Source organism: Streptomyces bikiniensis (assembly GCF_000716625.1).
Classification (GTDB): Bacteria; Actinomycetota; Actinomycetes; order Streptomycetales; family Streptomycetaceae; genus Streptomyces; species Streptomyces bikiniensis.
The window spans coordinates 40610-58385 of record NZ_JNXJ01000001.1 but is presented as its reverse complement, the minus strand read 5'-3'; the positions used below and the strand labels follow the sequence as shown (position 1 = coordinate 58385).

General features: G+C 72.5%; 14 protein-coding genes and 1 riboswitch. Of the genes, 6 read left to right on the top strand and 8 right to left on the bottom strand.

Going from position 1 to position 17776, the window contains the following annotated elements; all coding sequences use genetic code 11:
• The first annotated feature begins 1 nt into the window (after position 1).
• On the top strand, positions 2 to 184 hold the full coding sequence (locus OO47_RS36730) for a hypothetical protein (protein WP_158708618.1): 183 nt from the start codon (positions 2 to 4) through the stop codon (positions 182 to 184).
• Between the two features lie 1053 nt (positions 185 to 1237).
• On the opposite strand, the gene OO47_RS00245 is transcribed toward OO47_RS36730, so the two are convergent.
• Genes OO47_RS00245 through OO47_RS00235 form a run of 3 tightly spaced genes read right to left on the bottom strand, consistent with a single transcriptional unit; the run spans position 1238 to position 4824 of the window.
• Positions 1238 to 2377 (bottom strand): bifunctional 2-methylcitrate synthase/citrate synthase, encoded by a 1140-nt coding sequence (locus OO47_RS00245; protein ID WP_030211318.1) that lies wholly within the window; start codon positions 2375 to 2377, stop codon positions 1238 to 1240.
• A gap of 21 nt (positions 2378 to 2398) precedes the next feature.
• Positions 2399 to 3304 carry a methylisocitrate lyase gene (prpB, locus tag OO47_RS00240; protein WP_030211315.1) on the bottom strand — a complete coding sequence of 302 codons (906 nt, stop codon included), beginning with the start codon at positions 3302 to 3304 and terminating at the stop codon, positions 2399 to 2401.
• A complete protein-coding gene (locus tag OO47_RS00235; RefSeq protein ID WP_030211313.1) occupies positions 3304 to 4824 on the bottom strand; it encodes an MmgE/PrpD family protein in 1521 nt (506 codons plus the stop codon). The genes prpB and OO47_RS00235 overlap by 1 nt, the downstream gene beginning before the upstream one ends.
• 182 nt (positions 4825 to 5006) lie before the next feature.
• Between OO47_RS00235 and OO47_RS00230 the strand changes: the two genes are divergently transcribed.
• The 5 genes from OO47_RS00230 (at position 5007) to folP (ending at position 12101) form a co-directional block, all read left to right on the top strand.
• Positions 5007 to 6437 carry a short-chain fatty acyl-CoA regulator family protein gene (locus OO47_RS00230; RefSeq protein WP_030211310.1) on the top strand — a complete coding sequence of 477 codons (1431 nt, stop codon included), beginning with the start codon at positions 5007 to 5009 and terminating at the stop codon, positions 6435 to 6437.
• A 104-nt stretch (positions 6438 to 6541) separates the two neighbouring features.
• A riboswitch (cobalamin riboswitch) is annotated at positions 6542 to 6768 on the top strand.
• 169 nt (positions 6769 to 6937) lie between these two features.
• A complete protein-coding gene (gene metE, locus OO47_RS00225) occupies positions 6938 to 9262 on the top strand; it encodes a 5-methyltetrahydropteroyltriglutamate--homocysteine S-methyltransferase (RefSeq protein WP_030211308.1) in 2325 nt (774 codons plus the stop codon).
• Between the two features lie 111 nt (positions 9263 to 9373).
• Positions 9374 to 9709, top strand: a complete 336-nt coding sequence (locus OO47_RS00220; RefSeq protein WP_030211306.1) for a hypothetical protein — start codon at positions 9374 to 9376, stop codon at positions 9707 to 9709.
• 80 nt (positions 9710 to 9789) lie between these two features.
• A complete protein-coding gene (locus OO47_RS00215) occupies positions 9790 to 11208 on the top strand; it encodes an aldolase/citrate lyase/malate synthase family protein (RefSeq protein ID WP_030211304.1) in 1419 nt (472 codons plus the stop codon).
• 95 nt (positions 11209 to 11303) lie between these two features.
• Complete coding sequence (gene folP, locus OO47_RS00210) at positions 11304 to 12101, top strand: dihydropteroate synthase (RefSeq protein WP_030211302.1); 798 nt, start codon at positions 11304 to 11306, stop codon at positions 12099 to 12101.
• 66 nt (positions 12102 to 12167) lie between these two features.
• Here folP and OO47_RS00205 read toward each other — a convergent pair whose 3' ends face one another.
• Genes OO47_RS00205 through OO47_RS00185 form a run of 5 tightly spaced genes read right to left on the bottom strand, consistent with a single transcriptional unit; the run spans position 12168 to position 17578 of the window.
• The gene (locus OO47_RS00205; protein WP_030211301.1) at positions 12168 to 12953 is read right to left on the bottom strand and encodes an enoyl-CoA hydratase; all 786 of its coding nucleotides are present in this window, start codon (positions 12951 to 12953) and stop codon (positions 12168 to 12170) included.
• Positions 12950 to 13870 carry a 3-hydroxyisobutyrate dehydrogenase gene (gene mmsB / locus OO47_RS00200; protein ID WP_030211300.1) on the bottom strand — a complete coding sequence of 307 codons (921 nt, stop codon included), beginning with the start codon at positions 13868 to 13870 and terminating at the stop codon, positions 12950 to 12952. Before mmsB ends, OO47_RS00205 begins: the two co-directional genes overlap by 4 nt.
• On the bottom strand, positions 13867 to 14934 hold the full coding sequence (locus tag OO47_RS00195) for an enoyl-CoA hydratase/isomerase family protein (protein ID WP_030211298.1): 1068 nt from the start codon (positions 14932 to 14934) through the stop codon (positions 13867 to 13869). Before OO47_RS00195 ends, mmsB begins: the two co-directional genes overlap by 4 nt.
• The gene (locus OO47_RS00190; RefSeq protein WP_030211297.1) at positions 14931 to 16082 is read right to left on the bottom strand and encodes an acyl-CoA dehydrogenase family protein; all 1152 of its coding nucleotides are present in this window, start codon (positions 16080 to 16082) and stop codon (positions 14931 to 14933) included. The genes OO47_RS00195 and OO47_RS00190 overlap by 4 nt, the downstream gene beginning before the upstream one ends.
• Positions 16079 to 17578, bottom strand: a complete 1500-nt coding sequence (locus OO47_RS00185; RefSeq protein ID WP_030211296.1) for a CoA-acylating methylmalonate-semialdehyde dehydrogenase — start codon at positions 17576 to 17578, stop codon at positions 16079 to 16081. Before OO47_RS00185 ends, OO47_RS00190 begins: the two co-directional genes overlap by 4 nt.
• Positions 17579 to 17776 lie beyond the last annotated feature (198 nt).

Sequence of the window (17776 nt, the reverse complement as noted above, 5' to 3'; positions counted from 1 at the left end):
CATGAGCCGACATGACGGGCGCCTGCCGTCGGACCGCCGCATGCTCCACCTCTCCCGCACGCTCTTCCTCGGCGCAGCCCTCACGAGCGCCGCCGGGTTGGCTCTCGACAGCATGTGGCTGCTCGCCGCCGGCGCGTGGCAACTCATCGCAGCCATCCTCCTGGAACTGGTCTACCGCCCATGACCAGCCACATCGCGGGGCCTCCCGGACCGCGGGCGGCGACTCCCGCGTGACCCGGGGCGCTCCGCCGCAATCGCTCGCCCCACACCCCTGCGCCCGGCGAGGGCCGGGGAAGCCGTCCAGGCCCGGTGGGGAGGGGCTGAGCGGCACACCGTCGTCGGGTGAACCGGTCAGGAACATCCGGTGGCACCCGTCCCCGGCGGGGCGCAGCACTGACGGCGGCCATGACAAGCTCCCCATAGGCAGCCGTTTACCGCCCCACTGATGGCCACGGGATTCCCGCGTACGGCCATATTTCTCCCCGCTCGCCCCGACAGGTCCTGCTCGGCGACGCTCGAGCGGGTGAAGAACAGCAGGGAGATCATGGAAATCCTTGAGGCTTACGACCTCACGGGGAGTTACCGCGCCGCAGCCGGCGAGGCGTCACCACGCTCGCGCGGGGGCGAAAGTGCGGTGGGAGGAGCTGGAGCGAGCCGGTCGAGGCCCACGCACCGACCTGGACACGGCGGCGCTGTGGGCCGCAGTGGAGGAGGCCGCTCCACGCTCGGCGGTGATGAGCGCGGCGGCGCCGGTGGTCGCACTGGTGCCGGAGGACGAGGACTCCGCTGGGGTAGCCGTGCGGGCTGCGCCGGCGAACCGGTACGCGACGGTGCGCCCGTTCCTGGTCCCGCTGGGCGAGACCTCCGCGCCGAAGGCGGCACCGGTAGGCGTGCGGGTGCCGGCCGGGGTGCGGCGGCCGCCGGCGCCGGCGCGGCGGGACTCCGTGGGACGGTTGAGAAGACGGTCTCCGTCTGCGCCTTCGTCGACCTCGGGGACGGGATCGTAGGGCTGCGTGGGGCGGGGTGATCCGAGTGAGGCCGAGCAGGAACGACTGCGTCCGCTCCTGCCGGTCGGCACCAGGCGTTGTGGCCGGTGGCGGGATCACCGGCAGGTGATCGACGGAGCGTCTGCTCCAGCGGTTCCGGGCCGCGGCCGACGCCGCGGGCGAGATCGACGGGGGCGTCTCGGTCGCCGCCGCGGCCCTCACCGTCCGGCTCCGGACATGATCCGGCCCAACTAGTCCTGGTGTGCGGGCAGCGGGCGCTGGTCGGGGCCGTTGTAGGCGCCGAGGGGGCGGATCAGGGCGTTGTGTTCGAGCTGTTCGGTGATGTGGGCGGTCCAGCCCGTGACACGGCTCATGACGAACAGGGGCGTGAAGGTGGGGATGTCGAAGCCCATGAGGTGGTAGGCGAGGCCGGCCGGGTAGTCCAGGTTGGGGTGGATGCCCTTGCGGCTGATCATGGCGTGGCGCAGGGCCGCGTGCAGGGCCGCGAGCCGGGTGACGTCCGCGTCGGCGGCGCGGGCGACGAGGCGGTCGGTGGCCTCCTGCATGATCGGTACGCGGGAGTCGCCGTGCTTGTAGACACGGTGTCCAAAACCCATGATCTTGCGCTTGGAGGTCAGCGCCTCCTCCAGCCACTCCTCCGCCCGGTCCGGGTCGCCGATCTCGTTCAGCATGTGCATCACGGCCTCGTTGGCGCCGCCGTGGAGCGGGCCCTTGAGCGCGCCGATGGCGGCGGTGACCGCGCTGTAGAGGTCGGAGAGGGTCGAGGTGACGACGCGGGCCGTGAACGTCGAGGCGTTGAAGCTGTGCTCGGCGTAGAGGATGAGGGAGATCTCGAAGCAGCGGACCACCGCCGGGTCGGGGACCTCACCGAAGCACATCTGGAAGAAGTTCTCGGCGTAGCCCAGCGAGGGGTCGGGCCGGACGGGGTCGAGTCCGTGCCGGCGGCGGTGGTCGGCCGCGACGACCACCGGCAGCTTCGCCAGCAGGGAGAGGGACTTGGCCCGGTTGGCGGCGGTGCTGCCGTCGTCCTCCGCAGGGTCCTCCGACCCGAAGAAACTGACCGCCGTCCGCAGCACGTCCATCGGGTGGCAGGTCTCGGGCAGTCGCGCGAGAACCTCGGCCGTGGTGCGGTCCAGGGGACGCAGGGCACGTTCCTGTGCCTGGAACTCGCGCAGTTGGCCCGCGTCGGGGAGTTCGCCGTGCCAGAGGAGGTAGGCGACCTCCTCGAAGGTGCAGCGGGCGGCGAGGTCCTGGACCGGGTAGCCGCGGTAGGTGAGGGAGTTGGTCTCCTGGATGACGGTGGAGATGGCGGTGGTGTCGACGACGACACCGGCCAGTCCGCGGTGGATCTCGGGGGCGGTGGCGGTCATGGTGGCCTCCGGTGCTGTCGGTCAGTTGCCGGGCGGGAGAGTGAAGTCGAAGACGGCCGAGTCGAACGTGTTGTACTCCTCGTAGCCAAGCACCTCGTACAGCCGGGAGCGGGTCTGCATGCGGGGCAGCAGGGACTCCTGGGTGCCTTCGGCGGCCAGGGTGCGCAGTCCGTCCTCGACGGCGCCCATGGCGAGGCGGAAGAAGGTGACGGGGTAGAGGGCGATGTTGTAGCCGAGGTTCTCCAGGGTCGCCGCGTCGAGCAGCCGGCTCTTGCCGAACTCGGTCATGTTGGCGAGCAGGGGGACGTCCACGGCCTTGCGGAACGCCTCGAACTCGGCCTCGTCGGCGAGGGCTTCGGGGAAGATCGCGTCGGCGCCGGCGTCCACGTAGGCCTTGGCCCGGTCGATGGCGGCGTCGAGGCCCTCGATGGAGCGGGCGTCGGTGCGGGCCATGAGGAGGAAGTCCGGGTCGCGGCGGGCGTCGACGGCGGCTCGGAGCCGCCGGACCATGTCCGCGGCGGGTACGACGGTCTTCCCGTCGAGGTGACCGCAGCGCTTGGGGTTGATCTGGTCCTCCAGGTGGAGGCCGGCCAGCCCGGCGTCCTCCATGAGCTGGACGGTGCGGGCGGCGTTCATCGGCTCGCCGAAGCCGGTGTCGGCATCGATGAGGACCGGGAGGTCGGTGACCCGGGTGACCTGCTGGGCGCGTGCGGCGATCTCGGTGGACGTGGTCAGACCGATGTCGGGCAGGCCCAGGTCGGCGGCGAGCACGGCGCCGGAGAGGTACGCGGCGTCGAAGCCGGTCTGCTGGATGAGGCGGGCCGAGTACGGGTTGATCGCGCCCGGGACGCGCAGCAGTCGGCCGGATGCGAGCTGTTCGCGGAACCGGCGGCGGCGGGCAGCGGGTGTGGTGTGGGTGTGCAGCATCAGAACAGGCCCTTCGGGAGGGACGCGTCGTACGCGGCGACCGCGTCGGTGTCGACGACCGGGAAGAGGCCCGCGAGCCCGTCGGTGTCCAGTTCCGCGAGCCGGGCGGCGGACCGGAGGAAGGAGTCCTGGTCGGCGGGCGTGACGATGCCGTCGGTGAGGGTGCGGAACTTGGCGGTGTAGCCGGCCCGGTCGAAGGGGCGGGCGCCGGCGGGGTGGGCGTCGGCGACGGCGAGCTCGTCCTCGACGACCGTGCCGTCTTCGAGGGTGATGACGGCGCGCCCGCCGAAGGCCCGGCGGGCCGGGTCGGGGTCGTGGTAGCGGCGGGTCCACTCGGGGTCCTCGACGGTGGAGATCTTCCCCCACAGCGCCACCGTCTCCGGGCGCTGGGCGCGCTCGGGGGCGTAGGAGCGTTCGTGGTGCCAGCCGCCGTCCTCCAGGGCGACGGCGAAGATGTACGGCACCGAGTGGTCGAGGGTCTCGCGGCTGGCGGTCGGATCGTACTTCTGGGGGTCGCCGGAGCCGGAGCCGATCACGTGGTGCGTGTGGTGACTGGTGTGGAGCACGATCGAGCGGACCTTCTCCAGCGGTCCGGTCTTCTCGCGCAGTCCCCTGGCCAGGTCGATGATCGCCTGGGCCTGGTACTCGGCGGAGTGCTCCTTGGTGTACGTGTCGAGGATCGCTCGACGCGCTTCGCCGGGCTCGGGCAGCGACACGGTGTACGAGGCCTCGGGCCCGTCGAGCATCCAGGCGAGGAACCCGTCCTCGCCCTCGTAGATCGGCGAGGGCGACCCCTCGCCGCGCATGGCCCGGTCCACGGCCTCGATGGCCACCTTCCCGGCGAAGGCCGGGGCGAACGCCTTCCAGCTGGAGATCTCGCCCTTGCGGGACTGCCGGGTCGCGGTCGTGGTGTGCACGGCCTGCTGGACGGCCTGGTACACGGTCTCGGTGTCCAGGCGGAGCATGGCTCCGATGCCGCCGGCGGTGGCGGCGCTGAGGTGGGCGACGTGGTCGATGCGGTGGGCGTGCAGGCAGATGCCCTTGACCAGGGCGACGTGGATCTCGTAGGCGGCGGTGATGCCGCGCAGGAGGTCGGCTCCGGAGCGGCCGGTGTGCTGGGCGACGGCGAGCAGCGGCGGGATGTTGTCGCCGGGATGGGAGTAGTCGGCGGCCAGATAGGTGTCGTGGAAGTCCAGCTCGCGCACGGCGGTGCCGTTGGCCCAGGCGGCCCACTCCGGCGAGAGCGTGGTCCCGGCCGGGAGGCCGAAGGCCGAGGCGCCGGGGGCCGCCGGGTGGCCGGCGGCCTGGGCACGGGCGACGGCGACCGGGCGGCGGCGCAGCGAGGCCACGGCGACCGAGGCGTTGTCGATGATCCGGTTGATCACCATCTCCGAGGCCTCGGCGTCGAGGTCCGGCGCGTCCTGGGTACCGGTGGCGACGGCGGCCAGCTTCCAGGCGAGCTGCTCCTCGCGGGGCAGGCGGTCGGCACTGGGGTGGACGCGTACCTGGTGGTCGATCACGGGACTCCTCGCGGCGTGCGGTGGGGACGGCGTACGTCGGCGAGTCTTCCCCGCCGACGGGGCGTGATCGAGGGCGCCACTGTGCGGAATCCGTCCACGCCACGGCTGCGAAACTGCGAATCTTGCGAAATCTGCGGATGCTACCTTCACAGAGAAGGGGAACGGAGAGGAGTCTGATCCGCATGGGACGGCCTGCCGGACCGAAGATCTACGCGCACGCGAAACTGCGCAGGCTGCGCCGCGAGCGGGGCATGAACCAGGTGGAGCTGGCGCGCGCCCTGGGGCTGTCGACCAGCTACCTCAACCAGATCGAGCACAGTCAGCGTCCGCTGACCGCTCCGGTGCTGTTGCGGATCGCCGAGGTGTTCGGCATCGACCCGGAGTTCTTCTCCGAGGCCGGCGAGGAGCGGCTGGCCACGGATCTGCGGGCGGCGCTCGGGGACGAGGCCTGTGGGGCTCCGATAGCGCAGGACGAGATCGCGGACGTGGTCCGCGACCATCCGGAGGTGGCCCGGGCCCTCGTCACCCTGCACCAGCGCTACCGCGACGCCTCCGAGCGGGTGGCGGCGCTGGCCTCGCCCGAGGAGACCGCGGGTCTCCTGCCCGCCGAACCCCACGACGAGGTAAGGGACTTCTTCTACGCCCACCACAACCACTTCGCCGCCCTGGAGATCCAGGCCGAGGCGACCGCCGCGGCCCTGAACACCGGCCGGGCCGGCCGCGCGGCGGAGGCGCTCACGGAGCGTCTCGCCACCGCGCACGGCGTCAAGGTGCTCCAGTCGGGCCCGGAGCGGTCCGCGGACGCGCGGCGCTTCGACGCGGACAGCGGGGTGCTCCTGCTGTCCCCCTGGCTCAGCGAGGGGCAGCGCGCGTTCCAGCTCGCCACGCAGCTGGCGTTCCTGGAGCACGGGCCGCTCCTCGACGAGCTGGTCGCCACCGCCGGGCTCACCTCCGCCCAGGCGGAGGGACTGGCCAGGATCGGGCTCGCCAACTACTTCGCCGGCGCGGTCCTCATGCCGTACACGTCCTTCCACACAGCCGCCGAAGAACTCCGCTACGACATCGAGCTCCTCCAGGCGCGCTTCGGCGTCGGATTCGAGACCGTCTGCCACCGGCTGAGCACGCTCCAGCGCACCGGCCGCCGCGGGGTGCCCTTCTCCTTCCTGCGGGCCGACCGCGCGGGCAACATCTCCAAGCGGCAGTCCGCCACCGACTTCCACTTCTCGCGTCTTGGCGGCACCTGCCCTCTGTGGACCGTGTACGAGGCGTTCTCCGCGCCCGGCCGGATCCTCACCCAGGTGGCCGAGATGCCGGACGGCAAGAAGTACTTCTGGATCGCCCGGACGGTGACCCGGGGAGGGTTCGGGCACCACGCGGCGCGTGCCGACTTCGCCGTGGCGCTGGGCTGCGAGCTGCGGCACGCGCCACGCCTGGTCTACGCGGAGGGCGTCGCCCTGGACGACCCGCGCGCCGCCACCCCGATCGGTCTGGGCTGCCGGATCTGCGAACGGCGGGACTGCGCCCAGCGCGCCCGGCCGCCCGCCGGCGGTGTCCTCTCCGTCGACCCCGACCGGCGCGCCCTGGTGCCGTACCCGGTGGTGTCCGAGCACTGAACGCGGGCGGTTCACCGCCCGGCGTTCCCGATCGACTAGGCCATCTGTCTCATTTTTATGTCCGCATGATGGACAGGGGGTCGCCGCTGAGTGATCCGGCACCCTAGTCTGGCCGGGCAGCTGGTTCGCCCCGTCCGCCAGGCGGGATGCGTCGTAAGAGGGAACCCGGTGGGAATCCGGGACTGCCCCGCAGCGGTGAGCGGGAACGACCGCCGTCATACGCACTGGGACCGGACAACGGTCCTGGGAAGCGACGGCCAGTAGGTGTCCTCCGGTCAGACCGGAGAGCGTGCCCGCGAGTCCGAAGACCTGCCCGTTGCCCGCACGCGGACGTATTCCGCGTACGGACATCCCGGTGACCTCGTGGGCGGGTCGGCGTACACAGCGAGCGGCACGCACGGGGTCTTCCCGTGAGACGGTCCGCGCGTTCTGTCGTTCCCTTCGCGTCCGCGTCCCGTCGTCCGGGATGTTTCTGGACACATCTCGCGAAGGAGAGTTCCGTGACAGCGAAGCCCGCAGCCGCGGCAGCACGAGCCACCGTGTACGGCTACCCCCGCCAGGGTCAGAACCGCGAACTGAAGAAGGCCGTCGAGGGCTACTGGAAGGGCCGCGTCACCGCCGACGCCCTCCGGACCACCGCCGCCGACCTGCGCCGTTCGAACTGGCAGCAGCTTGCCGACGCCGGCATCGACGAGGTGCCGACCGGTGATTTCTCGTACTACGACCACGTCCTGGACACCAGTGTCATGGTCGGCGCTGTCCCCTCCCGCCACCGCGCCGCCGTCGAGGCGGACGCGCTCGACGGCTACTTCGCCATGGCCCGCGGCACGCAGGACGTCGCACCGCTGGAGATGACCAAGTGGTTCGACACCAACTACCACTACCTGGTCCCCGAGCTCGGCCCGGACACCGTCTTCACCGCCGACTCGGCCAAGCAGGTCTCCGAGCTGAAGGAAGCCGTCGCCCTCGGCCTGACCGCCCGCCCGGTCCTCGTCGGCCCCGTCACCTACCTCCTCCTCGCCAAGCCCGCGCCCGGCGTGGCCGCCGACTTCGACCCGATCACCCTCCTCGACCGGCTGCTCCCCGTCTACGCCGAGGTCCTGGCCGACCTGCGGGCGGCGGGCGCCGAGTGGGTCCAGCTGGACGAGCCCGCCCTCGTCCAGGACCGCACCCCGGCCGAACTGAACGCCGCCGCCCGCGCCTACCGCGACCTCGGAGCGCTCACCGACCGGCCCAAGCTGCTCGTCGCCTCCTACTTCGACCGTCTCGGCGGCGCCCTCCAGGTGCTCGCCTCGGCACCCGTGGACGGTCTCGCCCTCGACTTCACCGAGCGCGCCGCCGGCAACCTCAACGACCTCGCGAGCGTCGGCGGACTGCCCGGCAAGCGCCTGGTCGCGGGCGTCGTCAACGGCCGCAACATCTGGATCAACGACTACCAGAAGTCCCTGGCCACCCTCGCCACCCTGCTCGGTCTCGCCGACCGGGTCGACGTGGCCGCGTCCTGCTCCCTGCTGCACGTCCCGCTGGACGCGGCTGCCGAGGGCGACATCGACCCCGAGGTCCGGCGCTGGCTCGCCTTCGCCCGGCAGAAGACCACCGAGGTCGTCACCCTCGCCAAGGGCCTGGCCAACGGCACCGACGCGATCAGCGCCGAACTGACCGCCAACCGTGCCGACCTGGCCTCCCGCGCCGACTCCGCCCTCACCCGCGACCCGGCCGTACGGGCCCGTACCGCCGCGATCACCGATGCCGACGGCCGCCGCTCCCAGCCGTACGCCGAGCGGACCGCCGCCCAGCGCGCCCACCTCGGCCTGCCGCTGCTGCCGACCACCACCATCGGCTCGTTCCCGCAGACCGACGAACTCCGCGTGGCCCGCGCCGACCTGCGCGCCGGCCGCATCGACACGGCCGGCTACGAGGAGCGGATCAAGGACGAGATCCGCGAGGTCATCTCCTTCCAGGAGAAGACCGGCGTCGACGTGCTCGTGCACGGCGAGCCCGAGCGCAACGACATGGTGCAGTACTTCGCCGAGCAGCTCACCGGCTACGTCGCCACGCAGCACGGCTGGGTCCAGTCGTACGGAACGCGCTACGTCCGGCCCCCGGTCCTGGCCGGCGACATCTCGCGCCCCGAGCCGATGACGGTGCGCTGGACCACGTACGCGCAGGCGCAGACCGGCAAGCCGGTCAAGGGCATGCTCACCGGTCCGGTCACCATGCTCGCCTGGTCCTTCGTCCGCGACGACCAGCCGCTCGGCGACACGGCCCGGCAGGTGGCGCTCGCCCTGCGCGACGAGGTGAACGACCTGGAGGCCGCGGGCACCTCCGTCATCCAGGTCGACGAGCCCGCGCTCCGCGAGACCCTCCCGCTGCGCTCCGCGGACCACGTCGAGTACCTCGCCTGGGCGACGGAGTCCTTCCGGCTCACCACCAGCGGCGTCCGGCCCGACACCCAGATCCACACCCACATGTGCTACGCCGAGTTCGGCGACATCGTCCAGGCCATCGACGACCTCGACGCCGACGTCATCAGCCTGGAGGCCGCCCGCTCCCACATGCAGGTCGCCGGCGAACTCGCCGAGCACGGCTACCCGCGCGAGGCCGGCCCGGGCGTCTGGGACATCCACTCCCCGCGCGTCCCGAGCACGGAGGAGGCCGCCGCACTCCTGCGCAAGGGCCTGGAGGCCATCCCCGCCGAGCGCCTGTGGGTCAACCCCGACTGCGGACTCAAGACCCGCGGCTGGACCGAGACCCGCGCCTCCCTGGAGAACCTCGTCGCCGCCGCGCGCGAGGTCAGGGCGGGGCTGACGGCCGACAACGGCTGACGCCTCTGCGGACCCGGGCCGGACGCCTCGCCGTCCGGCCCGGGCGACCACGACCGGACAGCGGCGGAGCCGGCCCGGCGATCAGGCGACCCGGTGACGAAGGGTGCTCACGTGGCGAAGCCGAAACCCCGACACATCACCCTCGACGGGCAGCCCATGGTGGCTCTCACGCCCCGGGAATGCGCCGCCCTCCTGACCGTGCGCCGTCAGGTCGGAGCGCTGGGATCCCGGTTGCGCGTCGTCCGCGAGACCCTCAGGGCGACGAGCGACCTCCTGTCGGCCCTGGTGGCCGCACTCGAAGCGGAGCACCCCCCGGGACGCGGGACGGTCCCTGAGACCGGGCGCCCCGTGACCGTGCTGCTCGCCTCAGCGCCCGAGCTGCTCGTCCGCGCCCGTCGCGCGGCGGGCAGGGCTCGCGACCAGACCGGGCGACGGCGGAGGCGGTGACCGGCTCGGGCCCGCCGGCGAGGTCGCTCCGAAGCTTCCAGGGACCCCGCGAAAGCGGCCTCATGACGGAGAAACACAGCATGTCCACCCCCGAGACGACTCACCTCGTCGAAGTCCTCGGTCCCCCGGGCGACCGCCACCGCGAGATCCTGACCCCTGAGGCCCTGGACTTCGTGGCGCGGCTCGACGCCGCGTTCGCACGTCGCCGCCGCGACCTCCTCGCGGCGCGCCGCCACCGCGCGGACAGCCTGGCGTCGGGCCACCCGCTGGACTTCCCCCGCGCCACCTCGGCGGTCCGCGACGATCCGAACTGGCGGGTGGCAGCGGCGGCGACGGGCCCGACCGGCCGGCGCGTGGAGATCGCCGGGCCGCCGGACCGCCGGACGGCGGCGGACGCCCCCGGGCCAGGGTCCGAGGCGCCGATCACCGACTTCGAGGAGGCATCCTCCCCGCGCTGGGAGAACGTCCTCGCCGGTCACCTCACCCTGCTCGACACCTGCGCACACCACGCCCCGACGCACGGCCGGGAACCACGACCGGGCGGCGTCGTCCCCACCGTCGCCGTCCGCCCCCGCGGCTGGCACCTGGAGGAGGAGCACCTCCGGATCGACGGCCGTCCCGTCTCCGCCTCCCTCGTCGACGTCGGCCTGTACTTCTTCCACTGCGCGCGACGCCTGCTGGACGCGGGTTCCGGCCCCTGCCTCCGCCTCACGGGGCTGGAGAACCGGTTCGAGGCCCGCCTGTGGAACGACGTTTTCCTGCGGGCCCAGGACCTGCTCGGAATCCCTCGGGGAACGATCCGGGCCACCGTCGTCATCGACACGGTCACGGCCGCGTTCGAGATGGAGGAGATCCTCTACGAACTGCGCGAGCACGGGTGCGGACTCGCCACCGATCCCTGGCACTACCTCTTCAGCGTGATCGGCACCTTCGGTCACCGGACCTCCTTCCTGCTCCCGGACACCACCGAGGCCGCGCTCACCGCGCCCTTCATGCGGGCGTACGCCGAACTCCTCGTCCGCACCTGTCACCGCAGGGGCGTCCGGGCGTCCGGCGATCTCACCGAGATCGGCGGAGCCCCCGGCGACGCGCCGGTGCGCGCCGCCGATCTGCTGTCCGTGCACCGGCCCGATCCCGCGCAAGCGCCCACGAGGCAGCAGATCCGGGCTGCCGTGGCCCTCTCGCTGCGCCACGTCGAGGCCTGGCTGAGCGGACGGGGGACGGCCTTCCCCGACGGGCGGCCCACCGGAGGGTCGGCCGCCGAGCTCACCCGCGCACGGCTGTGGCAGTGGCGGAGGCAGCGCCTGGTCTCCCCGACGAGCCTCCGCGCCCTCATCGACGTCGAATCCGCCGCGCTGGCCAGCGAACGTTCCGGCACACATGTCACCGAAGCGCGGGAGGTCCTCGAAAGGACGCTCATGGGGGACGAACTGCCGCCTCTGCTGACTCCGGACACCTACCGCCGACGTCCGGTCCCCCCCGTGGAGGGATCGGCGTGAACCCGGTCCAGGCCCCCACGGGGGTACCGCGGCCGGACGGCGACGGGGACGGACGCGTCGTCGCCGGGTTGCCGCACTGGGACCGGTGCGCCGTCATGGGGGTGGTGAACGTAACCCCGGACTCCTTCTCCGACGGCGGCCGCTGGTTCGACCCGACAGCGGCGGTGAAGCACGGTCTGGATCTCGTCACGGAGGGCGCCGACCTGGTCGACGTCGGCGGCGAGTCGACCCGGCCCGGCGCCTCCCGCGTCGACGAGGAGGAGGAGCTGCGGCGCGTCGTGCCCGTCGTGCGCGCGCTCGCGGCCGAGGGGGTGCTCGTGTCCGTCGACACGATGCGCGCGTCGGTCGCGGCGCGCGCGATCGACACCGGGGCGGCCCTCGTCAACGACGTCAGCGGGGGTCTGGCGGACCCTGGCATGGTCCCGGCCGTCGCTGCCGGGGGTGTTCCCTTCGTCGTCATGCACTGGCGGGGTTTCAGCCACGACATGAACCGACGAGCGGTGTACGGGGACGTGGTGCGCGAGGTCGTCGCGGAACTCGGCGCCCGGGTGGAGGCCGTGGTGGCAGCGGGCGTTCCCCGGGAGCGGCTGGTCGTGGACCCGGGCCTGGGATTCGCCAAGCGACCGGAGCACGATCTCCGTCTGGTCGCCGGACTGGCCGAGTTGCGTGCCCTGGGCCGCCCCGTCCTGGTCGCCGGCTCGCGCAAGAGGTTCCTGGGCCACATCCTGGCCGACGCGGACGGCACACCTCCCCACGCCCATGACCGGGACGCCGCGACGGCCGCCCTCTCCGCGATCGTCGCCCACCGGGGCGCCTGGGCCGTCAGGGTCCATGACGTGCGCGCCACGGCGGACGCGGTCAGGGTCGCGCACGCTGTCGCGTCCGCTTCCTGACCGGCCGCCGCGCTCGCCGCCGGCGGCCGCCTCCTCTCCGTGGCGTGAGGAGGCGACCGGGACGGGTCAGCGGTGGCTGAAGTCCGGGGCCCGCTTGTCGACGAAGGCCGACATGCCCTCCTTCTGGTCGGCCGTCGCGAACACCGCGTGGAACAGGCGCCGTTCGAAGCGGACGCCTTCCGCGAGGGTGGTCTCGAAGGCGCGGTTCACGGCCTCCTTGGCCATCATCGCGACCGGCTTCGACATCCCCGCCACGGTCGCGGCGACCGCGAGGGCCTCGGAGAGGAGGTCCTCGGCCGGGACGATCCGGGAGACCAGGCCCGCCCGCTCGGCCTCGGCGGCGTCCATGGTCCGGCCCGTCAGGCACAGCTCCATGGCCTTGGCCTTGCCGACGGCACGGGTGAGGCGCTGGGAGCCGCCGATGCCGGGGATGACGCCGAGCTTGATCTCGGGCTGGCCGAAGACGGCGGTGTCGGAGGCCAGCAGGATGTCGCAGAGCATGGCCAGCTCGCAGCCGCCGCCCAGCGCGTAGCCCGAGACGGCCGCGATCGTGGGGGTGCGCAGGTTCCCGAGCCGGTCCCAGGCGGTGAACCAGTCGGTGAGGTACATGTCCATGTACCCCTGGGGCTGCATCTCCTTGATGTCCGCGCCGGCGGCGAAGGCCTTCGGGGAGCCGGTGATCACGACGCAGCCGATGTCCGGGTCGCGGTCGAGGGCCTCGGTGGCGGCCACGACCTCCTCCATGACCTGCAGGTTGAGGGCGTTGAGCGCCTTGGGCCGGTTGAGGGTGAGCAGCGCGGTGCGGTCGCCCGTACGCTCGACGGTGATCGTCTCGTAGTCGGTGGCGGTCATGCGGGGGTCGTTCCCTTCGGTGCTTCGGTTGCGGTGTCGCGCAGGACGTGGACGATCCCGGAGAAGTCCTGGGCCGCTCCCGACGTCTCGGCGAACGCGGCGTACATCTCGGCGGCCCGCAGGCCGAGCCCCGCGTCGATGCCGCCCGCGCGCAGGGCGTTGGCAGCGAGTCCGAGGTCCTTGGCCATGAGCGGGGCTGCGAAGCCGGGGCGGTAGTCGCGGTTGGCGGGGCTGGTCGGTACGGGGCCGGGGACGGGGCAGTTGGTCGTGAGGGCCCAGCACTGGCCGGAGGCGGTGGAGGCGACGTCGTAGAGCGCCTGGTGGGAGAGGCCGAGGGTCTCGCCGAGGACGAAGGCCTCGCTCACCGCGATCATCGAGATGCCGAGGATCATGTTGTTGCAGATCTTCGCGGCCTGTCCGGCGCCCGCGCCGCCGCAGTGCACGGCCCTCTTCCCCATGGCCGCGAGGAGTGGTTCGGCCTCGTGGAACTCCGCCTCCCCTCCTCCCGCCATGAAGGTGAGGGTGGCGGCCTCGGCTCCGACGACGCCGCCCGACACGGGGGCGTCCAGGGCGCGGTGTCCGGCGGCCACGGCGGCGTCGTGGGCGGCGCGCGCGTCGGCGACGTCGATCGTGGAGCAGTCGACGAAGAGGGTTCCGGGTCGGGCCGCCGCGAGCAGTCCCTCGTCCTGGTAGAGGGCGAGGACATGGCGGCCCGCCGGCAGCATCGTGATCACGACGTCCGCTGCGGCGGCCGCCTCCCGGGCCGAGCCGACCGTCTCCACTCCCGCCGATGCGGCGGTCTCCAGGGCCTCGGGGACGAGATCGAACCCGAGGACGCGGTGGCCGGCGGCGGCGAGGTTGGCGGCCATGGGGCCGCCCATGTGGCCGAGGCCGATGAAGCCGATGACGGTGGTCACCAGGGCACCTCCTGAAGCGTGTCGGGGGACGTGAGCCGCAGCTCGCGGTCGGCTCCGAGCGGGGTGAAGTAGCGGGCCACGTCCTCGTCGGTGACGCCCGCCAGCCGGTCGGGGGACCAGCGGGGGTCGCGGTCCTTGTCGATGACCTGGGCCCGGATTCCCTCGACCAGGTCGGGCGAGGTCAGCGCCGTGCAGGAGACGCGGTACTCCTGCTCCAGGACCCGCTCCAGTGGTCCGAGCGCGCGGGCGCGGCGCAGCGAGGTCAGCGTCACCTTGAGCGCGGTCGGCGACTTGGAGTTCAGGGTGGTGGCAGCCTCCTTGGCGGCCGGTACACCACTTCCGACGAGCCGGTCGACGATCTCCTCGACGGTGTCGGCGGCGTAGCAGTGGTCGATCCACTCCCGGCGAGCCGCGAGTTCACCGGGAGGTGCCTGGCCGACGTGCGCGGCCAGGGCGTCGTGCACGGAGGTCCGCGAGAGGTCCTCCACCAGCCGGTCGAGCCGTTCGGACGGTACGAAGTGGTCGGCGAGCCCGCACAGCAGGGCGTCGGCGGCGCCGACGGGCGCCCCCGTCAGGGCGAGGTGGGTGCCCAGCTCGCCGGGTGCCAGCGCGAGGAGGTAGGTGCCGCCGACGTCGGGGACGAAGCCGATGCCGGTCTCGGGCATGGCGACGCGCGAGCGTTCGGTGACGATCCGCACGGTGCCGTGGGCGGAGACCCCGACGCCGCCGCCCATGACGATGCCGTCCATGAGGGCGACGTACGGCTTGGGGTAGCGGGCGATGAGGGCGTTGAGCCGGTACTCGTCCCGCCAGAAGTCCGCCGAGGCCGTGCCGCCGGCCCGCGCGTCCTCGTGGATGGCCCGGATGTCACCGCCCGCGCACAGTCCCCGCTCCCCCGCGCCGGAGATCACCACCGCTTCGACGGCGGGATCGTCCCGCCAGGCGGTGAGCGCCTCCTCGATGCGCAGCACCATGGGGTGGGTGAGCGCGTTCAGTGCCCGGGGCCGGTTGAGGATCAGGCGGCCCGTCCGGCCCTCGGCGCGGACGAGTACGTCCTCGGTCATCGGAGGCTCTCCGTCAGGCCGCGGGCGACGATGACGTTCATGATCTCGTTGGTCCCTTCCAGGATCCGGTGGACCCGCAGGTCCCGGACGATCTTCTCGATGCCGTACTCGCTCAGGTAGCCGTAGCCGCCGTGCAGCTGGAGCGCCCGGTCGGCGACCGAGAACCCCGTGTCGGTGGCGAACCGCTTGGCCATGGCACAGAGCTGCACCGCACCCGGGTCCCCGCGGTCGAGGGCGTCGGCGGCCTGTCGTACCAGGGCGCGGGCGGCGGTGAGTTCGGTGGCCATGTCGGCGAGGCGGAACTGCAGGGCCTGGGCGTCGAGCAGTCGTGTGCCGAAGGCCTCGCGGTCGGCGAGGTGGGCGAGGCTGCGGTCGAGGGCGCTCTGGGCGCCGCCGAGGGAGCAGGCGGCGATGCCGAGGCGGCCGCCGTTGAGTCCGTGCATGGCGATGCGGAAGCCGTCGCCCTCGGCGCCGAGGCGCCGGTCGGCGGGGATCCGCACGCCGTCGAGGACGACCTGCCGGGTGGGCTGGGCGTTCCAGCCCATCTTGCGTTCGTTGGCACCGAAGGACAGGCCCGGGTCGCCGCGCTCGACGACGAAGGCGGAGATCCCACGCGGGCCGTCGCCTCCCGTGCGGGCCAGGACGATGTACACGTCGGAGGAGCCCGCCCCGGAGATGAACTGCTTCACTCCGGTCAGGACGTAGTGCTCGCCGTCTCTCTCGGCGCGGGTCCGGAGGGCGGCGGCGTCCGAACCCGCGCCGGGTTCGGTGAGGCAGTAGCTGCCCAGGGTCTCGGCGGAGCAGAGGCCGGGAAGCCACCGGGCGCGCTGGGCGGGGCTTCCGTACCGGTCGATCATCCAGGCGACCATGTTGTGGATGGAGAGGTAGCCGGCGATGGAGGGGCAGCCGGTCGCCAGGGTCTCGAAGACGAGGACGCCGTCGGCCCGGGTGAGTCCGGAGCCGCCGTGCTCCTCGCGTACGTAGACGCCGCCGAGGCCGAGCGCGGCGGCCCTGCGGATGACGTCGACGGGGAAGTGCTTGTCCTGGTCCCAGGCCACGGCGTACGGGGCGAGCTGTTCCTGCGCGAAGTCGAGGGTGACTTCGGCGAGGGCCAGTTGGTCCTCGGTGAGGGTGGTCACGGCGCTCATCCCATCGTCGGCATGGTGAAGCTCGCGCCCTCCTTGACCCCGGAGGGCCAGCGGGAGGTCACGGTCTTGGTGCGGGTGTAGAAGCGGATCGCGTCGGGGCCGTGCTGGTTGAGGTCCCCGAAGCCGGAGCGCTTCCAGCCGCCGAAGGTGTGGTACGCGACGGGGACCGGAATGGGGACGTTGACGCCGACCATGCCGGTGTTGACACGTCGGGTGAAGTCGCGGGCGGTGTCGCCGTCGCGGGTGAAGATGGCCACGCCGTTGCCGTACGGGTGCTCGCTGGGCAGCCGCAGGGCCTCCTCGTAGTCGGCGGCCCGCGCCACGCACAGCACCGGGCCGAAGATCTCCTCCTGGTAGATCCGCATGGACGGCGTGACGCGGTCGAAGAGCGACGCGCCTGCGAAGAAGCCGTTCTCGTGTCCGGGGAGGGTGAACCCCCTTCCGTCGACGACGAGTTCCGCTCCCTCGTCGACGCCGATGCCGACGTAGCGGTTGACCCGGTCCAGGGCGTCCCGGCTGACCAGGGGTCCGAAGTCGGCGTCCGGGTCGTCGGAGGTGCCGATGCGCAGGGAGGCGATGCGCTCCTTCAGCTTCGCCACCAGCGCGTCGGCCGTCTCCTCGCCGACGGGGACGGCGACGGAGATGGCCATGCAGCGCTCGCCGGCGGAGCCGTAGCCGGCTCCGATCAGTGCCTCGGCGGCTTGGTCGAGGTCCGCGTCGGGCATCACGATCATGTGGTTCTTGGCGCCGCCGAAGCACTGGGCGCGCTTGCCGTGGGCGGCGGCGGTGGCGTAGATGTGCGCGGCGATCGGGGTGGAGCCGACGAAGCCGAGGGCCTGGACCCGGGGGTCTTCGAGGAGCGTGTCGACGGCCTCCTTGCCACCGTTGACCACGTTCAGCACACCGGGCGGCAGACCCGCCTCCAGGAACAGCTCGGCGAGCCGCAGGGGTACCGAGGGGTCACGCTCGGACGGCTTCAGGATGAAGGCGTTGCCGCAGGCCAGGGCGGGGGCCGCCTTCCACAGGGGGATCATGGCCGGGAAGTTGAACGGGGTGATGCCCGCGACCACGCCGAGCGGTGAGCGCAGCGAGTGGACGTCGATTCCCGTGCCCGCGTTGTCGGTGAACTCGCCCTTGAGCAGGTGCGGGATACCGGCGGCGAACTCCACGACCTCAAGGCCTCGTTGGAGGTCGCCGTGGGCGTCGGCGACGGTCTTTCCGTGCTCGGCGGACAGCAGCCGAGCCAGCGAGTCCCGCTCTCCCTCGACGAGTTGCAGGAAGCGCAGCAGGACGCGGGCGCGTCGCTGCGGATTCCACCGGCCCCACTCCTGCTGTGCCTGCTCGGCGTCGGCGATCGCCGTCTCTGTGTCGGCACGCCCGGCCAGGGGCACCCTGGCCTGGACGGTGCCGGTGTTGGGGTCGTACACGTCGGCGAAGAGACCGGACGTGCCGGCGGTGTGCTTGCCGCCGATGAAATGGGTGAGTTCGCGGACCATCGAAGCCTGCTCTCGTCAGGTACGGATCCGAGGAGGGCGCGGAGAGGGCCGCGAGAACGGCACCGATCGGGGTGCGCGTACGCGGGCCTTCCGCGAGACAGGGGAGGGCGGGGGAGCCCTCGTCGAGTCACGAACGCGGGGACAGGGCCTCGGGGTTCGGGTACTCCGCCGGATCACCAGGGTCGTGGTCACGTACCG

Coding starts and splice junctions, on each gene's coding strand:
- OO47_RS36730 (WP_158708618.1), top strand. CDS start 2: ATGAGCCGACATGACGGGCGCCTGCCGTCGGACCGCCGCATGCTCCAC.
- OO47_RS00245 (WP_030211318.1), bottom strand. CDS start 2,377: ATGACCGCCACCGCCCCCGAGATCCACCGCGGACTGGCCGGTGTCGTC.
- prpB (WP_030211315.1), bottom strand. CDS start 3,304: ATGCTGCACACCCACACCACACCCGCTGCCCGCCGCCGCCGGTTCCGC.
- OO47_RS00230 (WP_030211310.1), top strand. CDS start 5,007: ATGGGACGGCCTGCCGGACCGAAGATCTACGCGCACGCGAAACTGCGC.
- OO47_RS00215 (WP_030211304.1), top strand. CDS start 9,790: ATGTCCACCCCCGAGACGACTCACCTCGTCGAAGTCCTCGGTCCCCCG.
- folP (WP_030211302.1), top strand. CDS start 11,304: ATGGGGGTGGTGAACGTAACCCCGGACTCCTTCTCCGACGGCGGCCGC.
- OO47_RS00205 (WP_030211301.1), bottom strand. CDS start 12,953: ATGACCGCCACCGACTACGAGACGATCACCGTCGAGCGTACGGGCGAC.
- OO47_RS00195 (WP_030211298.1), bottom strand. CDS start 14,934: ATGACCGAGGACGTACTCGTCCGCGCCGAGGGCCGGACGGGCCGCCTG.
- OO47_RS00190 (WP_030211297.1), bottom strand. CDS start 16,082: ATGAGCGCCGTGACCACCCTCACCGAGGACCAACTGGCCCTCGCCGAA.
- OO47_RS00185 (WP_030211296.1), bottom strand. CDS start 17,578: ATGGTCCGCGAACTCACCCATTTCATCGGCGGCAAGCACACCGCCGGC.